Raw genomic sequence first — 17,968 nt, 5'->3', positions numbered from 1 at the left:
AGCCCAAGTCCAAAATCTTTAATTGTGTAGGTAAATACTTAAAAAGGTTCGTACAAACTCTGCATGTCAACTCGGTATGTACTATCAAAAAAATTTGAGCATTATTATTGTCATACCGCTGTACTCTCCCGACCCTATTCATTCTGATCAGCTATGTGAACATCAAAATAGAAACATGATATTTTTTGCCAATTCACAAATATAGCTAACTAATAGCGAGTATCCAATCGAGGAGGAAATTTGAAAATTTCAATAATAAAAAAACTTTAAAAACAAGAAAAAAAATGATGCCTCCTGCCATATTCAAAAACTCCAAATATACGTGAACATTGCTGTATTATTTTTATTCAATAGCACACATGGATTTGACATCTGAACTACTTTTAAAGTTTCCAGAAACACAGATAAGTACTGTAAAAAATTTCAAAAAAAGCAGAATCATCATTCATCCATGTGCTTATGGTTTCAACCTATGCTACTTAAATATGTTTAAAAATCTCGCTGCAGATTTAGATATTTCTAGTCGTATAAAAGAACTCCATGTGTGGAAAACCTCAGAATTTGATGGCTACACCATCTTTAATAATATTCACTTATATATTAGCTATTTAAAACAGGATATTAAGGAAGTCACTTTAATTATTCACCATCAGCTATCTTTTTCAGATGATGAGTTAGCATTTCTGATGGAGTTATGCAGTCGTGAATTTATTCAATTCATCAAGGCTGCAAAATTTGATATTAAGTCTTTGAATCCTGAAAAAACATTGCACTTAATTAACACTCATCTTTCACGTCAAACACTATTAACCCTTAACAAAGAATCATCTTTAAAACCACATCATCGAATGAGTCTGGAACTGCTTGCACAACTACTTTCATGTTCTCGAAATCAACTCAATCAGCGAATTAAAAATACCAACCAACAGCGCACAAATACTTTTAATGAATTATCACTACACAGCAGATGTGTAAAAGAACTCTTAGATCACTCAAATAGCTCTGTGAGTGCAGAAAAAATTTGGAGATCATAGTGTCGAACGATCTAAACGAGCATATTGATTTGCCAGTTATTTCACTGCAAAAAATGCTTGAAAAATTATTTGGTGATGAGCAATTTGAACGTGCACAACACATCAACTTTGTAATTAAACTATTGTCGTTGCAACAGGCTGACAACTTTCTAGATGGTCTCAATCTCGATTACTTTAACGTCGATGTAGAATTTCAGTCAAATCTGCCCAAACCTTCAGTAATCTCTTTTTCTAAAAAAGTTAAGATCAGCAATCTACCCATCACTTCATATATCAATTCAATTGTGCAATTATCTGAGTCACAAACTCATGCACAACATTGGAATATTTTAGTTTTAAAAGCGGCCATTTATTTAATTGCTCTTCCTGAGCTTAAACCAGAGCTTTTTAAACAAGCACACACAGAACACTTCAATACCGTAAAGCGCTTATTCCAGCGCTTTAGGACAGCAAATAAAAATTTAGATACTGAAAAAAAATATCAAAATACAGAAGAATATCAACGTCTCTGGAGCATCTATCTTCAAGATCCAACACAGAGCTTAGAACAATTTATTCAACATCTGATAACTCTAGACACACAGGACCTACCTGATTTTGATCGAAATCTACTTAACGATATTCGCATTACGTTCAACTACGTTTTAAAAAACAAAGCAAAGATTGCACGTGCAAGTATTGATACCCAACTTCTTCATCAATTTCTTGATGAAGAACAACTCATCGAAGAAAGTATAGAAATAAAAAAAGGGACTAAATCTAAAGCCCTGAATATAGAAATGTTAATTGATGAGCCGATTAATCGGCAAATTGTTGTCAATCCAACTCACGTCACACCACTCGCAGCACATTCAGAATCGAGTCAAAACTATGTTCTACCGTTTGTTGCAAAACATATTCAACGCAAAGAACATTTACTCACGTCGAGTAGTTTTTTCCCGAATCCATCTAGCGTGAATCATCTACTGAAAAAACTTCATGCGGACTATTCTGAACAACAAAATAAAAGTGCTTTGATCCTGATGCTCGCATTTTTGACCGGAAATAGTGTGAATGAGTGGCTATATATACAAAGCAAGCGAGCTAAAAACTTAAATAACCGCCAAAAATTGATCAATAAAAATGATCAATTCTTCTTAAGCAGTAAATTTAATATATTTGAGAACCGAGATTTTGAGTACTCAGATAGCCTGCTCAACCAGACCATCTATTTAGACATTCCAATACCCAATAGATTTATTACGGATCTACGTGAGATGGCGTCGGTTAGTTTCGATGAGATACAGCAATATTTACGCAAATTAAGACAAGAGTTGTTGATTCCAAAGCTCTCTGTCATAAAGCTGAGTTCGCTACTGCATCATACAGTTCTTGCAAAAACAGGGAATAAACAACTCGCAGATTTAATCACAGGGATTGATGCCAATCAGTCATCATCTATTTCTTATTGTCATCAGATTATCCCTCGTTTACATGCACAATATATTGATATTCTAAAATCAGTTTGTGCAGATGTCGCGAGCACATATGAAAACTGTGTACTTTCACTCCCTGATTCAACAACTCATTTTGGGAGTCGTAAAGCTCCAAAACCACAGGTCATTACAGAGATTTTTGCTGTATTGAAATTTAATATTTTTCACAAGCTGAAGATGACCTAATTTCAATTTTTAATCATTACAACATCTGGATGTGGCATATTTTATTGCTATTTACAGCAGCACGCCCCGTTGCTGAATTCCCTGGATTTCTTAAAAACTTTAATTTAAAACGCCAAATTTTGATGGTTTCAGACAAAGAAGTAGGCGGCCGAAAAGGATTCGGACGCCTCATTCCGCTTTGTCCATTTTTAGTTGAAGAGATAAAAAAATTCCTTAATTTTTTAGAATATTTTCGATTCAAATCATGATGAGCCACTCACACTTAGCTGAGCTCTTACAACAAATCAAAACAAGTAAATTGCCCTTACTTGGCATTATCCAAAATAGAGAGTGGATACCACTAAGCCCTTCTATAGTCAAAGATTTTCATCCTGAATTAGGTCTTGATCATGCAAACTGGCATCGCCACACAGCACGTGCTTTTTTAACTCATAAAATTACCGAACCTGAGATTTTAGCTCTCTTTGGACATGAGCTCATGCAACAAGAAGCAGCACATCCTTTTTCCAGTTTATCACTCTCTCAGTTTTCTAAAATTGCGAATGTTTTAGAGCAAATGAAAGATCAATTTAAAATTAGCGGGATTGAAGTTCATGTCATCAATCAATAAAAAAAAACCAAAAAAACGCTATGCTGAAGATAGACGTCAATTTCAACGTAATGAATTAGAAAAGAACCTACGAGCTGATGCAGAACAAGCGCTCCGACAATACTTTGATGAGCAAAAATTCTCAAATGACGAATTAATTCAAGCTTATCCTGCGATTTATGAGTTTATTAAACGTAAAGCACCGAATCTTGCTTGGAAAAAATATGCCCATGAATTCTTCCGAACATATATCAAGGACCTCAAGAAGAGCAATAACCTAGACCTCCCACTACCTTATCTCATCTTTGAGATGAAACGCGATCAACCAATTTTCACCCTAGATTGGATCCAGGCGGGTCATGAAATTGACATCATCCTCGAAAAACTGTGGGACTACTGGATTCTTGCTCAAGATAGTTCCGCTTTTTCTGATAATGAAATTATTGGGAATATTCTGCTTTGCTCAATGTTCTACGGTGGATTAAATCAAACAGCTTCATTAAATGCTTTGCTCGAACATTTAAAAAACCCTGAAAAAATCCAAAAAATTTTCGATTTTAATATCATCTTTTTAGAGCCACTTTCTCCAAGCTATGGCGATCTGTTTGTTGATGAAAAAACGATACGCAAATCGCGTAATTTTATTCCAGATCAACTCACACGACTGTGGCTCATTCACTTCAATACAAGACAAATTCGTGACATCAGTCTAGACGTGAATGCATATCTGCACATCATTTTTCAAAAAATAAAACATCCATACACCAACAAGACTTTTAAGTTTTTACGTGACTACGCCAATTTTAATTGGCTACAACTGCAGAATGCAGATGTTGATCCTGCTCTTTCACAATGTTTGTTAGAAAACACACTCACGTGTGGTTTATCAGAACATGAGTTTGAAAACTTTGCATTCCCAAAATTTAAAACTCAATTAAGTGATGAAATCGAACGAAATATCTCTTCTGCAACCAAGCCCTTACCTGATCTAAATACTTCTGAAGTGGTAGGTAATGTGATATTTATTCATAAAAACTTGCTGAAACTGATTCGCACATCATCAACGGAACAACCTATTGCTGAACTCATTATTGATTTTTGCCTGCGTCACCAAGAGCAGTTTAATGAGTTTTCTAAACGTATTATTTTGTGGCTCATCAGTCTCTATAGACCAAGTTCAGAGCAAATAAAAAAATTATCAGCCACCTTTGATTTTGATACAACTCAGTACACGAAGGCATTTCAAGACAATCAAAAACTCGCAGATAGTTCAATCTATACATATTACACCCGGATCGCAGAACCGTTTTTAACTCATGCCTTACAATACTTCGATGCCGACGATGACATGAATGATCTGCTGAACAAAATCTATCAACAAATCATTAGCAATACACGACTTGCTGATGAAGCAGATCAACCTGAGTTTAAAAAATCTAAAGACCAAACAATCCGCATGTTGAAACGCTTTCACACCTTTCAACAAATTGTTTTTCAAGCAGAAGATTTCGAACTTGAATTTATTGCATCGCAAAGTCGACCTCGTGCACGCATCATTGGTCACACAGCCTTCCAAGTAATATTAAAGAAGTTAAATCAGCTCTTACATGACCAATACATCTCAGACCATCACTATAAATTATTCAAAATCATTTATATTTTGGCTTACCGTACTGGTATGCGTATTAACGAAATACTCGGGTTACGTGTAAAAGATATCGAGGGTTTAGATCAATTTTCTATTTGGGTTCAACCCTATGGTTCAAAAAAACAAGGGAATCAACATCTTCTCAAAACGGATAGTGCGGAACGGATTGTGCCTGCATACGCTTTGCTTAAAGATGATGAGTACCTATTTTTTAGCGATTTTGTTGTTGAAAAACGTTTAGAGAATAAGAAAAGTTTATATTTATTCAGCAACTTAAAGGAAAATAAAAAACTGAATAGACACACTGTTACTGTGCCCCTAAAACTGATATTGAATCAGGTCTTTAAAGAGCATCATTACTCCTTTCACTCTTTTCGTCACACTGCAGCGAATCATTTATCGCTTTTACTGAACTGTGAATATGCACCACTTGTGCAAGAGCTGACTGACTATAACGAAAACCAATATGAAAAAATTCGAGCTGAACTTCTTCAAAATCGACATGGACAAAACCATTGGTTTGTTATCGCACATCTTTTAGGGCATATAGAACCCGTTGAAACTTTCAAAAGTTATATTCACTTAAGTTATCTGATTGCTGGTCAAAAGCTACAGAAACATCATCCAGACATGCCAAATGAACTGGCTAAAAAAATTATGGGCTACAATGCAACATTTAAAAATTTGAAAATAACAAAAGATGAAAAAGACTTTAATTTTGAAAAAAACCAGGCAATTCTAGCAACTATATTATTGAATGATCAAACAAACTGGCTCCAGAGTAATGCTACTGACATTCTTAACGAACTGTCAGTACAAACAAATCAACCCCATGACTTTTTTGCTTTCTTCGCTGGCACAGAAGACTCTAAAATTTCACTTCAACGCTTTTATAAAACACTCAAGGTATTAGAGACTACCCACGATCCTAAAATTGCAGCTCAACGTATGTGCTTACCAGAAGAGCTTGTCAATTATTGGTATGAAAATGCCCTAAATTTAGCAGACATAAAATCAAAAAAAGGGAATCCACGTTTATTTAGTATTGATAGCTCAACCCATTTAAAGCCAGCGATGCTTGATACCGCTGAAGAGCTTCATGCGGTGACTTATTTTTTTGAACATTTACAGAAAATAGCTCGTAAAAAACCAACACAAATTGCATGCGTCCTGAATGTATTTTTGAATCGAGTGACCGCATCACACACAGGTATCCATTATCGCTGGAAGGATATCGATCAACTCGAACATTTTTACTCCCAGGTTAAGGCTTTATTTCCTGCCAAATTTTGGCACGTACTTGGACAAGATTTACTAACAAAGTTAGATGCTAAACAACAACCTCAACTTTTCAAATTAGCAAAAGCATCAACAGATAAACATCCATCGACTCTAGAGGAGTTTCCTCGTCTACAACTCTATTCAGAAAAAGATGGTCATGCTCTTGCTGCATTTAAATTTTGCTTACATCTAGCATGTATTGGTCGCCCACTATCTGTTCAGCTTAATGAGTTAGATGACATATCACCTGCTACCGTACATAAGCCTATGGCTGTATTACACCAACAGGAACTTATTGAAACTGATTAAATCGCCGTTAGATTGCCCAAAGCATTTCGCTTTAATGGCAACGAAGTTGCTATTAAACGTTTTGGTCGTAGTGTCTTGTTACTACCTATCGATAATCCAGGGGACATTATGTTAGAGGCAATTAACGAGTTTGAAGTAAGATTTCAACTAGAACGAGCTGATCAAGGTGAGCAATTGCGTGAGGATGAAAAGCCATTTAAATCAGCTACATGCTTTTAAAAGAACTAAAACTATTACTATCCAAATTACACCGCCAATTATCTGCTCTATTTTACTACCCGATGAAGGTTTAGTTGTTATTGTTTTTGGGGTATTCGATGTCTGTGGTGGTTTGGAATAAGTTGAATTGTGATTGGATGATTTTAAAAGAGATGGAGTACTACTTTTGAAGGACTTTGAACAGGTTGCGAGTTAATAGGCTTAGATGTAGCATGAATTTTGCTTAAAATAGCCTGATTTTGAGACTTCGTTACACTATTAGTAGAGGTAATTGATTGACCACTTGTTGGGCTTGAATTATTAGCTGAGGATGATCCAACTCCAATTTGTGTAAGAATATCTCTATTTGATATTTTAATTGACCCACTATTATTATTTTGAGGAAGAGACTTACTTATAAGGCGTTTTTTAGCTTCTAACTCGTCAATTTGGAATAATTGACCTTTTTTAGTTAAAGTAATAGAAATATGGGAATACTTATGTTTCTTACTCTTGAATGGGGCTTCCATTAGACCTTTTACGCTAACCCATTTCCCAATCCAAGTATGATTAGGTTTGTTAGCAATAATATCTAAGCCCTCACTCCAAATAGTAATTTTGAATATATTACCTTTCCAATCACCAAAGTTGATAAAGATATAAGGCTTATTATTGCGTGTAAGACCCTGTTTGACTTCGACAATCTTTCCTATAACTTCTACTTGATTACCAATATGTTTTAGACATAAGTTGTAATCCAATGCTGATAATACAGGATATGGACTTATATACTCATTTAAAACTACAGCCCTACTAACATTCTTAGAAATAATTTGAATATTATTAGTGCTAGGTATTCCAATACCTTGAATAAAGTTGCTTAGATTAGGTATATCATTTAAATCAGTTATACCACATATAGCTGCAAAATTATTTACATGATCTTTTAAGGCTGGATAAGAGCTTAATAAGGAAAAAGTTTGTGATGTATTTGGATTAGCAAAGTCAGTTGAGCGAAATACGATAGCATCAAATTCTGATTTTGTTTTACCCCAAATTTTCGAATCTATTTCTAATGATTTACATGCTAGCCATAATAGAATTAAAGAAAACCTATCTAATCTATTATTGAAAGGATTTTGTTTAGCACGATAAGGGTGTTGGAAGTTTATATGCCCTAATTCTGAACTACCAAGACTAGCTATCGAATCAATATACATACCGTCATAGTCGATCAATTGAAGGCTAGATCCTGTATTAGAAACCATTAAGTTTCCTGTTTGGATATCCCCGTGTGCAATAGAATTTTGCTCTAAATAATCTGATAATTTTATTAGAGAATCACCTAGATTTTTAATAAAATTCTGATTATCAAAATTATCTTCGAGAAATTCACCAAGGGTAGATCGAAGCCCACGCCATTTTACGATAGGGTATGCTTTTCCATCTACACGAATGCCATTTGGCTGAAACTCAAAATCTAAAAAGAATGGAGATGCAAGGGACTTAATTTTTTTAGATATTTCTAAATATCGCAACTCAAGGGATTTTGACTCTTTATGGAAGCATCTGACAGCATATTTTTTAGAATTACAATCGATTGTATAAGTTAAAGCAAACCCACCACTTATTGCTAAAGGAGTTCCAAGACCTGTTTTCCTTACAGTTCCTGCTGCTAGTTCTGAATCTGTTAGGAATTTATTATGAAGCTGAAAAGCTTCATTATATTTCTCAAATGATGGATAGCTCATAACTTTTATTTAATCTCAGCAATTATTAAAGTAGTATCGTCAACTTTCAAAGTTCCTCTTTTTCGACAAACTCCAACTAATTTATTAAACTTTTGGTGATTTATTTTTTTAAAAATGCGTATTAAACGATCATGTTTAATAACTGTCATAGCTCTATCAAACCAATCTGCAAGAGCATCAGTAGCACATATAGCGATTATAGATTGATAGCAGCCATCTAATGGCAGAGTTAAATAATGATTAGAATTTTCTTCACTAAAATCAATATCATTATTTAAATCCATTTTTGTAGATAAAAGATTCGGATTTGAGTGAAAATCTGGTATATCGAATGTTGGTATATACTCATAAATTCCATTTTTTTCACCAAAGAAAAAAATAAAACTATCACCAAACAATCTTACAATTATTTCTTTGCGTGTTTCATCGAGACAAAAGCTTACTAGGGTAGTAAAGCTTCCCCGTTGGTAAGAAGATAGTTTAGACCAGCTCATATTATTAAAATCATGTTCTACAACATATTTTTTTATAGCTAATTTTAACCAATCTTCATTTAAATTATGATTTTCGATAAAAGAATCACATATGAGTCTTGCCCATAATTTAGAATTGTAAGACTCAGTCGCGCCATCACATAGAACTAATTTTGTATGATCCTCAGAAAAAGCAAATGCATCTTCATTTGCTTTTTCTTCACCAATTTCTTTTGGATGAGATCCTTGAAAAATTACTTTCATTATCGTAATTGAGATGCTCTAGTACCAATATCGAAGAAGTCAACAATATCTGAAGCTTCGGCATTAAAAATAAAGCCTCTTGATTCACCACTCACCTTAAATCCTTTATCTTGTGCATATCCAATCAAATGGGGTGGTAATTGACTAGACATTCTAAATAACATTTTAGCGTAAGTATCTGGCAATATATGTTCACTAGATGGCAGAACAATTGGTGAGTTGCTTAAAGCACTAACATGTAAATTATAAATAAGAACAGAACCATCATTAGTTCCGATTTGACTTAAATGATGAGCAATTTCTTCTGGATCACCATCGTTTGATTCACCATCAGTAACGTGCAAAATAGTTGGGGGATAACTATCTGGATGAGCATCACACCAATTCGCTAATTCTTCAGCAGCTTTAGTTAAAGCTGCTCGCATTGGAGTTCCACCATTAGCAGTTGGTTCAAACCACATTGGAAATTTAACTGAAATTTCTACAATCCCACCAGCACCATCATCCATTTTACGTTTACGATCTTCAATTCTTAATGGATTTTGTTCAAGTAAAGAAATAGGATTCATCACTTGATTACCTAAGGTTCCACTAAAACCATTAGTAACCCCTTGGTGACCATAACCTAAAACACCAATATCAAAATAATCGCGAATTCCCTCAGACTTTGAACAACGTGTAATTAACTCCATTAAAGTTTTGTTGAGAACATCAGAGACAAATTCAGCTTTAGTTTTTCCAGATGACATTTTGTCCATCATAGAGCCAGACTGATCCACTAAAAATAAAAATGCTGTTGGTGACGTTCTACTGATTTGGGCTTCATGGGTCATTTTATTCTCTCTTATAAGAAATATTAGATGATTTAGAGGGTTATCATAAAGAGTTAGTAATATTTTTCTATGATCGTATTCTTTGTATAGCTCATATTTTGAGAATGGTCTGCTACCTCTCTCCTAAATAAATATTTTGGACTGCCACCACTCTCCTAGACAAATTTCGTCTATTTTTGATCGGCTCTCATGTTTAACGAAAAATGAATTGCTACTGATTTTTATTCCATTGGTTTCCGTCTAAGTAACGCATTTTTTTTGCTGTAGCTTTTGCAGAACTTAGGCAAAAATACTGTTGAAATTTAAACACATAAAATAATTAAGCGTTTTATACCTTTGTTTTAATTTAAAAAATTTTATTGGCACGGTAATTGTACCTATCTGTTGGATGAAAATATCAAATACCAAGGAAACAGACATGGCCAAACGTCAAATTAAACTCGGGGCTTTTATTCCGGCAACTTCCCAACATGCTGCCGGCTGGCGGCATCCTGAATCACGCCCGCAGGATCATCTGAATATTGATTACCTGATTGAGCTTGCAAAAACCGCAGAACGTGGCTTATTTGATGCTTATTTTCTGGCAGATGGCTTATCGGTCCGCTGGGGTAATGCAAAGAAGGGCAACGAGGGTTAGGTGATAAACCGGTAGGTTTTGAACCTGTTACCTTGTTTGCTGCATTGTCTACAGTTACTCAAAATCTTGGCTTTATTGCAACAGCCTCGACCACATATGAAGACCCTTATCTCTTGGCACGTAAATTTGCCTCTTTAGATCATATTTCTAAAGGCCGTGCTGGTTGGAATGTAGTGACTACGGCTTCACCCGATACTGCACGCAATTTCAGTCTGGAAAAACATCCTGACCTAAAACCCGTTATCAACGTGCGCATGAATTTATTGAAGTGACCCAAAAACTGTGGGATTCTTGGGAAGATGATGCTTTTATTTATGATAAAAGCACAGGAGAATTTTTCCATGCAGATAAAGTGCATGAGCCACTGCATACGGGTCAATATTTCAACGTTCAAGGTCCGTTGAATGTCTCTCGCCCACCGCAAGGTTATCCTGTCATCGTTCAAGCAGGCCAGTCCGAGGAGGGGCGTGAACTGGCCGGAAAATATGCCGAAGTGATCTTTACTGCTCAGCAAAACCTGCAAGATGCGCAAGAGTTCTATCGTGATGTGAAAAACCGTTTATTAAAATACGGCCGCCATCCAGATGACTTGAAAATCATGCCAGGAGTTTCCATTTTTGTGGCAAAAACAGAAGAAGAAGCTAAAGAAAAATATGAGTTCTTAAATAACTTAATCCATCCGAAAGTTGGTTTGACACTACTTTCAGGTTTATCTGGTGGGATTAACCTAGAGAAATATGATCTGGATGCACCATTCCCAACACTGGAAGATGCTGATCTCAACTTCTCTAGTCGCCAGCAGATGATGATTGATATTGCTCGCCGCCATCACTTTAGCATCCGTCAACTGTATCAATACATTGCTTCAGCACGGGGACACTGGACTCTGGTGGGTACGCCTGAGCAGGTCGTCGATCAGCTACAGGAATGGTTTGAAAATGAAGGCGCTGATGGCTTTAACATCTTACCTCCTACCACCCCTGCCGGTCTGAATGACTTCGTCGATTTTATCGTACCTGAATTACAGCGTCGGGGTCTATTCCGCACTGAATATGAAGGCAGCACCTTACGTGAAAACCTTGGCCTCAAACGTCCAGAAAATCAGTATGTCGCTGCACGGAAACTGAATAAAGTCGCCTCATAAGCAAATAATAAAATGCCCTTCGGGGCATTTTTTATATCCCTCACAGACCTGCTAATCAAAAATAATACACTACAAAAAAGCCTGCGAACGCAGGCTTTTTAGGGGTAAATTTAAACTGCTACCAAGCAAACTGATAATCTGAAAACTGCTTCGGTGCCTGAAGCAGCACATCTTTGCTAGGATCGCTAAAGTCCTGCAAAATATTATTTTTAATGTTATGCAAACGTACATCTTCACGCTTACGTGGATGTGGAACAGGAACATTCACAATACGTTTGATCCGGCCCGGATGTGGCTGCATCACTACCACACGATCGCCCAAAAAGACTGCTTCTTCCACATCGTGAGTCACAATGATCATGGTGATTTTTTCAGTTTGCCAGATTCGCTGTAACTCATCCTGCAAATTCTGGCGTGTCAAAGCATCCAAGGCACCAAAAGGCTCATCCAGCAATAGAATTTTTGGACGATTCACCAAACTACGCGCAATGGCAACCCTTTGATTCATCCCTCCCGATAACTGTGAAGGATAGGCATTTTTGAAATTACTGAGATTCACCAGTTCCAGATGCTCATCAATAATTTTATTTTCTTCAGCATGGCTTAAATTGCTTTTATGCAGTGCAATGCGGATATTTTCCCGGACACTCAACCAAGGAAACAGACGGTGATCCTGAAACACAATCCCGCGGTTTAAGCTGGTACCAAAGGCTTTTTACCATCAACCAAGATAGTTCCCTGATACTGGTTTTCCAGACCGACCAGCAATCGTAACAAAGTAGACTTTCCACACCCACTACTGCCAACAATACTTATGAATTCCCCAGGCTTGATCTCCAGGTTAATTCCGTCTAGCACTACCAGGTCTTCACTATTTTGCGAAGGATACCTTTTACTTAACTGTTGAATCGATAAAGAACCAAGATCTTGCTGCGACATCGTTTACTCCTTGTATTGATCTAAATCAGACTTGGATCTAAAGCTTGGCCAATGAGACTTCGGTAGATTTAATTAAGACGACCACTTCTGAACCAATTTTCAAGTCTAAATCCTGAACGGAGCGTGTGCTGATAATAGAAGTAAAGATACCGGCTTTAGTTTCTACATTAATTTCTGAAACTACGCTGCCTGTTACAATTTCTTGAATAACGCCTTTGAACTGGTTACGAACATTGACTGAGGTAATTGCCATTATATTTAACTCTTTTGTTTATGATGAGCCTACTATAAAATATTTTATATAAAGTATTTATCTTGATTTAATATTAGATTATTTATACTGATTTTATATTTTTTTATGCTTAGTTTTTTATAAAAAAACTTATTGGGTATTTGGATAATAAAATACTGATTTATTATTTATGAAAGTAAATTAAATGTTCCATGATTGATAATATTTAATAATTAATTGAAAGCATATGTCTATTTTTACTCATCCGATTATAAGCCAGACACGGAGAAATGAACGCGCTACGGCTACTGTTTTTGAGGATCCTCGGTCCAAAGCCTTACTGGACAGGATCAAACAGATTGCCCCGAGTGACGCAAATGCATTGATTATTGGCGAGACTGGCACAGGTAAAGAACTGGTAGCACGTCAAATTCATGATCTGAGTTATCGTGCCAAGGGGCCGTTTATTGCGGTCAATTGTGGCGCTTTGACTGAGTCTCTCGCAGAAAGCGAGCTGTTCGGACATGAAAAGGCGCTTTTACCGGAGCGATCCATCAGCGTATCGGCTGGTTTGAGGCAGCACATAATGGCACCTTATTTCTGGATGAAATTGGCGATCTGTCGTTACCGATGCAGGTGAAATTATTAAGGATTTTACAAGAAAGGGAAATTATTCGGGTGGGGTCTTTAAAGCCGATCCCGATTAATGTCCGCATCATTGCTGCGACCAATGTGGATCTAGAAAAAGCGGTCATCGAAGGAAAGTTCCGTGAGGATTTATTCTATCGTTTATATGTGGCCTTACTACGCATTCCACGCTTGGCAGACCGTCGCGCAGATATCCTGCCGCTGGCCAAATTCTTTGTAGAACGCTATCAGACCAATCCACACCAGACCCCGTTGCGCATTTCCTCTTTAGCTGCGAAAAGCTCATTCAACATCGTTGGCCAGGCAATATCCGTGAGCTAGAAAATACCATTCAGCATGCGATTCTGGTCAGTCAAAATGGGGTAATTGAGCCAGAAGATATCAATTTTCGAACCTAGTCATCGGGAATGGTCAATCTTCCGGATTTTTACCACACAGCTCTTCTATTGCTGCAGATTCAAATTCAGCAATTCATCATCTGCAAGATGCTGAACAATTATTGCAAAACACGTTTAGACAGTTATTTGAGTCATCAACACACTTAACCGATCTTAACATTAATGAACTTATAGAAAAACAGTTTATCCGTAGTGCATATGCATACTGTCAATATAATCAGGTGCATACAGCCAAGTTGCTCGGTGTAACACGTAATGTTGTGCGAACCCGTTTATTAAAACATGGCCTGATTTAAGTATGCTGGATAGCGTCAGATGATTTATTTTAAAATTTAAATAAATATTAAAAACCCGTTTTATTTAAAACGGGTTTTTATTAAATTATTCAACTGGGTTTTTCTTCCATTTTGTGAAATATTTTTCGAAGCCAATTAAAATATAATTGAAGCTTAATCCAACTAGAGTAATCACTAATATTCCAACAAACATTTGTGGAATTTCAAAACTGAACTGGGAATACATAATCAGATAGCCAAGACCAGCTTTAGCTCCAAACATCTCCACGGCAACAAGGGCCAAGATCGAAATAGCCCCGGCCAGACGGATGCCGACAAAAATTGTAGGGACTGAAGCGGGCAAGATCACTTTTCTAAACAGTTGATGAGGTTTTAAACCCATGGTTCGCGCGGATTTGATCAACAAAGGGTCTACAGTCTGTACACCCGTAATGGTATTCAGCAGAATCGGCCAAGTGCAGGCATAGACTAGCAAACTGATTTTAGAGGCTTCACCTATCCCCAGAAACAGTATAAATAAAGGCATTAAAGCCAAGGCCGTAGTATTACGGAACAATTCCAGCAAGGGATTTAATGTTTCAGCCACCAACTTATACCAGCCAATGACCAACCCCAAAGGGATGGCGATCACTAGGGCCAATGCAAAACCGATGATGGAGCGGCGAATACTAGCCAGAAAATGCGTGCCGAGTTGTCCACTTTGATAGAGCTGCCATGCACTATCTAGAACAGTTGATAATGGCGGTAAAAATGCAGAACTGACCACCCCAAAGCGTGGCAGACTCTCCCAGAGCGCCAGGAATAGTAATATAGCGATACTGCGTTTAAATACGATATTCAGTAGTGTAAACCGTAAACTAGGCTTGATACCGCTATAAGTTTCGTCATAGGTCAAAGTTTGTTTCGTTATACTCATTTTTGATCCCTCGATTTGCTTATGAATGCACAAGCTGTTTGTCTTTTTCGAGTGCCTGCGCCTTAATGACCTCCTCACTCAGCAGTGACCAGATTTGATGACGTAACTGACCGTATGCTGGGGTTGAGCGAATATCTTCGGCATTGCTTTTCAGACTTTCAGGAATTGTAATGACCTCTTTAATTCGCCCCGGGCGAGAGGTCATAATCGCGACACGCTGACTCAAGAAAATAGCTTCATCAATACTGTGAGTAATAAACACAATAGTCTTTTTGGAAGATTGCCAGATTTTAATCAGCTCTTCCTGTAAGGTTTCACGCGTCTGGGCATCCAGTGCGGCAAAAGGTTCATCCATCAATAAAATTTCAGGTTCATAGGCCAGACTGCGAGCAATTGCCACGCGCTGTTTCATCCCGCCGGAGAGTTCATTTGGATAATGTTTCTCAAAGCCAGCTAGACCGACCAGTTTTAAATAATATTCTGCCTTGGCACGTCGAGTTTGTTTGTCGACTCCTTTGGCTTCCAACCCAAATTCAATATTTTCCAGTGCTGTCAACCAAGGGTAAAGGGCGTATTGTTGGAACACGATGCCTCGATCGAGGCCTGGCTGGGTGATTTGTTTGCCACTTAGCAAAATCTGTCCGGAGGAGGGTTTGGTCAGACCTGCAATCAGGTCCAGTAAAGTTGATTTACCACAACCACTCGGTCCGACAATAGAAACAAACTCACCTTGCTGGATGTCCAAAGTGATATTTTCAACAGCGACAAATTCAGGTTTATAATGTTTACTGTTGGGATGATTTTGTGCGGGAAATACCTTGCGCACATGATCTAAATTTAAAGCACTTGTCATGCTAATAATCCTTATATTCTTAATTTTTTAAATTTGCATATGGGTTAAATTGATTGCTATATAGTGTGCTCACCTGAATTTGCCCTGGTTTTAATTTCTGCTCATTGACCAAAGCATCCACCCAAGGTTGAAAGTCTGCATCTTTTTGCACCCCACCCAACTCAGCAACACCGGTTCCAGTATAGAAAGGGATCAGCACTTTCGTTTCATTACGCTGGCGTTTATCAATGATGCTTTCCATCCGAGCGATGACTTGTTCTTTGGGAGTGTGGTGTAGCCAGTCCTGAGCACGAGCAATACCACTGACAAAAATTCTGGCTAACTCTGGATTCTGCTCAATAAAGTCACGACGCATCGCATAGCTTCCAGCGGTAAACGGTCCATACAGCTCAATATCCTTGAAGATCGGGCGTACCCCTCCAGTCTTCAGTGCACGTTTTTCCAAAATGCCTGAAAACACGGCAATATCAATCTGACCATTGCGTAGTGCCTGTTCCGTACTGACCGGAGGTAATACGATCAGTTCAACTTCGCGAATTTCAGCTGGCGTGAGGCCGTGGCGAGCCAGATAGTCTTTGATGACAAACTCATAATGAGCACCAAAGGCATTTACTGCGACCTTTTTACCAATGAAGTCACGTGCTGTCCGAATCGGACTGTCTTCTAATACATAAAAACCGACATTCATGTCCTGGTCACTGCCGTATGAAGCCACGACAGGTACCACATCTAGACCAGCAGCGATGACTTTGACGACTGCACCATTAAAGGCTGAAGCAAAGTCAACATCACCGGCCACTAGAGTCAATAAGTCCTGAGGTCCGCCCTGTACAGTTCCAACATAGTCCAGTTTGACATCTTTGAAATAACCCAGATCCTGAGCAAGCTCAGGCAAGGACACCAGCCCCGGATAGCTTTGATAACGTAAAGTCTGAGTCGTCTTGGCCGTATTATGATCCACCTGCGAGGTGCTACAACCCATCGCCACACAACCACCTATCAATACAGAAACGAGTGCTTTATGCCAGTTTTTAGGAAGTATTCTCATCGTTATTCCTCCTCAAGATGGTCGCTTCCAGCGAAATACACGCTTTTCAACTTTTGCCAGAATAGAGTTCAGGATCACACCGACCAAACCAATCAGCAGCATGCCAAAAATGATCAGTTCGACATCAAAAGCCTGACGGCCCTGAATCACGATATTGCCGAGACCATTGCCATAGTTGGCCAGTAAAAATTCTGAACCGATGGTCGCCAACCATGCGAAAATCAGACCCATCTGTAAGCCCACAAAGATCTGTGCTGAAGCCCCCGGCAGGATCAGCTTGCGAAAGGCATAGCTTCTTGGAAACTCATACACTTGCGCCACTTCACGGTATTTATGCGAAATACTGCTCACACCTTCGAATGTATGGAGTGCAACTGGATAAAAAACCGATAGGCTGATGAATAAAATCTTGGCTAGATGTCCTTCACCTAAGAAAGTTGAAACCAAAGGTAGCCAGGCAAAGAGTGAAATCTGACGCAATAGATGAAAGCTTGGTGCAAATAGCCAGTTCGAGAGTTTGGATACACCGATCGCTATTCCAAATAGCACACCTGTTGTCGCCCCGATAAAATAGCCGCTAAAATTACGCAGCAGACTTTCAACCAGGCCGTTTAAAAAGTCCGGTTGTGGTAATACTGCGATGGCCTTGGATAGCACTGCTTGCGGAGATGGAATCAATTTGGGATTCAGCCAGTCCAATGCGGAAGCAAATGCCCATAGAACAATAAATAGAATTGGAAGAGCTAAAGCCTTCAGCATTTTGGCAATCACAGGACTCACACTGTCACGATTAAAAAAAGTTGATTGGCTCATCAC

10 protein-coding genes and 4 pseudogenes are annotated in these 17,968 nt (G+C 38.0%); 5 read left to right on the top strand and 9 right to left on the bottom strand.

Annotated elements, in window-relative coordinates:
• Positions 1 to 359 precede the first annotated feature (359 nt).
• From PGW99_RS12165 to PGW99_RS12155, 3 genes and pseudogenes are all read left to right on the top strand, one after another.
• Positions 360 to 1,034, top strand: coding sequence for a hypothetical protein (locus tag PGW99_RS12165; RefSeq protein WP_273777994.1), 675 nt, complete (start codon positions 360 to 362; stop codon positions 1,032 to 1,034).
• Positions 1,034 to 3,305, top strand: a pseudogene (locus PGW99_RS12160) (hypothetical protein). Before PGW99_RS12165 ends, PGW99_RS12160 begins: the two are co-directional and overlap by 1 nt.
• Positions 3,289 to 6,522, top strand: a complete 3,234-nt coding sequence (locus PGW99_RS12155) for a site-specific integrase (protein ID WP_273777993.1) — start codon at positions 3,289 to 3,291, stop codon at positions 6,520 to 6,522. Before PGW99_RS12160 ends, PGW99_RS12155 begins: the two are co-directional and overlap by 17 nt.
• A gap of 362 nt (positions 6,523 to 6,884) precedes the next feature.
• On the opposite strand, the gene PGW99_RS12145 is transcribed toward PGW99_RS12155, so the two are convergent.
• Genes PGW99_RS12145 through PGW99_RS12135 form a run of 3 tightly spaced genes read right to left on the bottom strand, consistent with a single transcriptional unit; the run spans position 6,885 to position 10,041 of the window.
• Positions 6,885 to 8,471: a protein kinase family protein gene (locus tag PGW99_RS12145; RefSeq protein WP_273777991.1), complete on the bottom strand. Its 1,587-nt coding sequence runs from the start codon at positions 8,469 to 8,471 to the stop codon at positions 6,885 to 6,887.
• A gap of 5 nt (positions 8,472 to 8,476) precedes the next feature.
• The gene (locus tag PGW99_RS12140; RefSeq protein WP_273777989.1) at positions 8,477 to 9,208 is read right to left on the bottom strand and encodes a hypothetical protein; all 732 of its coding nucleotides are present in this window, start codon (positions 9,206 to 9,208) and stop codon (positions 8,477 to 8,479) included.
• The gene (locus tag PGW99_RS12135; protein WP_273777986.1) at positions 9,208 to 10,041 is read right to left on the bottom strand and encodes a vWA domain-containing protein; all 834 of its coding nucleotides are present in this window, start codon (positions 10,039 to 10,041) and stop codon (positions 9,208 to 9,210) included. Before PGW99_RS12135 ends, PGW99_RS12140 begins: the two co-directional genes overlap by 1 nt.
• A 418-nt stretch (positions 10,042 to 10,459) precedes the next feature.
• Between PGW99_RS12135 and PGW99_RS12380 the strand changes: the two are divergent.
• Positions 10,460 to 11,822: pseudogene (locus PGW99_RS12380) on the top strand (LLM class flavin-dependent oxidoreductase).
• Positions 11,823 to 11,940: 118 nt separating this feature from the next.
• Here PGW99_RS12380 and PGW99_RS12115 read toward each other — a convergent pair.
• Positions 11,941 to 12,761, bottom strand: a pseudogene (locus PGW99_RS12115) (ABC transporter ATP-binding protein).
• Between the two features lie 37 nt (positions 12,762 to 12,798).
• Positions 12,799 to 13,014 carry a TOBE domain-containing protein gene (locus tag PGW99_RS12110; protein ID WP_273777979.1) on the bottom strand — a complete coding sequence of 72 codons (216 nt, stop codon included), beginning with the start codon at positions 13,012 to 13,014 and terminating at the stop codon, positions 12,799 to 12,801.
• Positions 13,015 to 13,240: 226 nt separating this feature from the next.
• Between PGW99_RS12110 and PGW99_RS12105 the strand changes: the two are divergent.
• Positions 13,241 to 14,335: pseudogene (locus tag PGW99_RS12105) on the top strand (sigma-54 interaction domain-containing protein).
• Positions 14,336 to 14,420: 85 nt separating this feature from the next.
• Here PGW99_RS12105 and PGW99_RS12100 read toward each other — a convergent pair.
• Genes PGW99_RS12100 through PGW99_RS12085 form a run of 4 tightly spaced genes read right to left on the bottom strand, consistent with a single transcriptional unit; the run spans position 14,421 to position 17,965 of the window.
• Positions 14,421 to 15,251: an ABC transporter permease gene (locus PGW99_RS12100; protein WP_273777978.1), complete on the bottom strand. Its 831-nt coding sequence runs from the start codon at positions 15,249 to 15,251 to the stop codon at positions 14,421 to 14,423.
• A 19-nt stretch (positions 15,252 to 15,270) separates the two neighbouring features.
• Positions 15,271 to 16,104, bottom strand: a complete 834-nt coding sequence (locus tag PGW99_RS12095) for an ABC transporter ATP-binding protein (protein ID WP_273777976.1) — start codon at positions 16,102 to 16,104, stop codon at positions 15,271 to 15,273.
• A 19-nt stretch (positions 16,105 to 16,123) separates the two neighbouring features.
• On the bottom strand, positions 16,124 to 17,152 hold the full coding sequence (locus PGW99_RS12090) for an ABC transporter substrate-binding protein (RefSeq protein ID WP_273777974.1): 1,029 nt from the start codon (positions 17,150 to 17,152) through the stop codon (positions 16,124 to 16,126).
• Between the two features lie 12 nt (positions 17,153 to 17,164).
• Positions 17,165 to 17,965, bottom strand: a complete 801-nt coding sequence (locus PGW99_RS12085; protein WP_443098197.1) for an ABC transporter permease — start codon at positions 17,963 to 17,965, stop codon at positions 17,165 to 17,167.
• Positions 17,966 to 17,968: the final 3 nt, after the last annotated feature.

The organism is Acinetobacter sp. GSS19, from assembly GCF_028621895.1.
GTDB lineage: Bacteria > Pseudomonadota > Gammaproteobacteria > Pseudomonadales > Moraxellaceae > Acinetobacter.
Note: the sequence above shows the minus strand (reverse complement) of the source record. Positions and strands in the feature narration are given on the sequence as shown.

Bases quoted from the DNA above. Each gene is read 5' to 3' on its own strand.
- PGW99_RS12145 (WP_273777991.1), bottom strand. From the start codon at position 8,471: ATGAGCTATCCATCATTTGAGAAATATAATGAAGCTTTTCAGCTTCAT.
- PGW99_RS12095 (WP_273777976.1), bottom strand. From the start codon at position 16,104: ATGACAAGTGCTTTAAATTTAGATCATGTGCGCAAGGTATTTCCCGCA.
- PGW99_RS12155 (WP_273777993.1), top strand. From the start codon at position 3,289: ATGTCATCAATCAATAAAAAAAAACCAAAAAAACGCTATGCTGAAGAT.
- PGW99_RS12140 (WP_273777989.1), bottom strand. From the start codon at position 9,208: ATGAAAGTAATTTTTCAAGGATCTCATCCAAAAGAAATTGGTGAAGAA.
- PGW99_RS12085 (WP_443098197.1), bottom strand. From the start codon at position 17,965: ATGAGCCAATCAACTTTTTTTAATCGTGACAGTGTGAGTCCTGTGATT.
- PGW99_RS12165 (WP_273777994.1), top strand. From the start codon at position 360: ATGGATTTGACATCTGAACTACTTTTAAAGTTTCCAGAAACACAGATA.
- PGW99_RS12100 (WP_273777978.1), bottom strand. From the start codon at position 15,251: ATGAGTATAACGAAACAAACTTTGACCTATGACGAAACTTATAGCGGT.
- PGW99_RS12135 (WP_273777986.1), bottom strand. From the start codon at position 10,041: ATGACCCATGAAGCCCAAATCAGTAGAACGTCACCAACAGCATTTTTA.
- PGW99_RS12090 (WP_273777974.1), bottom strand. From the start codon at position 17,152: ATGAGAATACTTCCTAAAAACTGGCATAAAGCACTCGTTTCTGTATTG.
- PGW99_RS12110 (WP_273777979.1), bottom strand. From the start codon at position 13,014: ATGGCAATTACCTCAGTCAATGTTCGTAACCAGTTCAAAGGCGTTATT.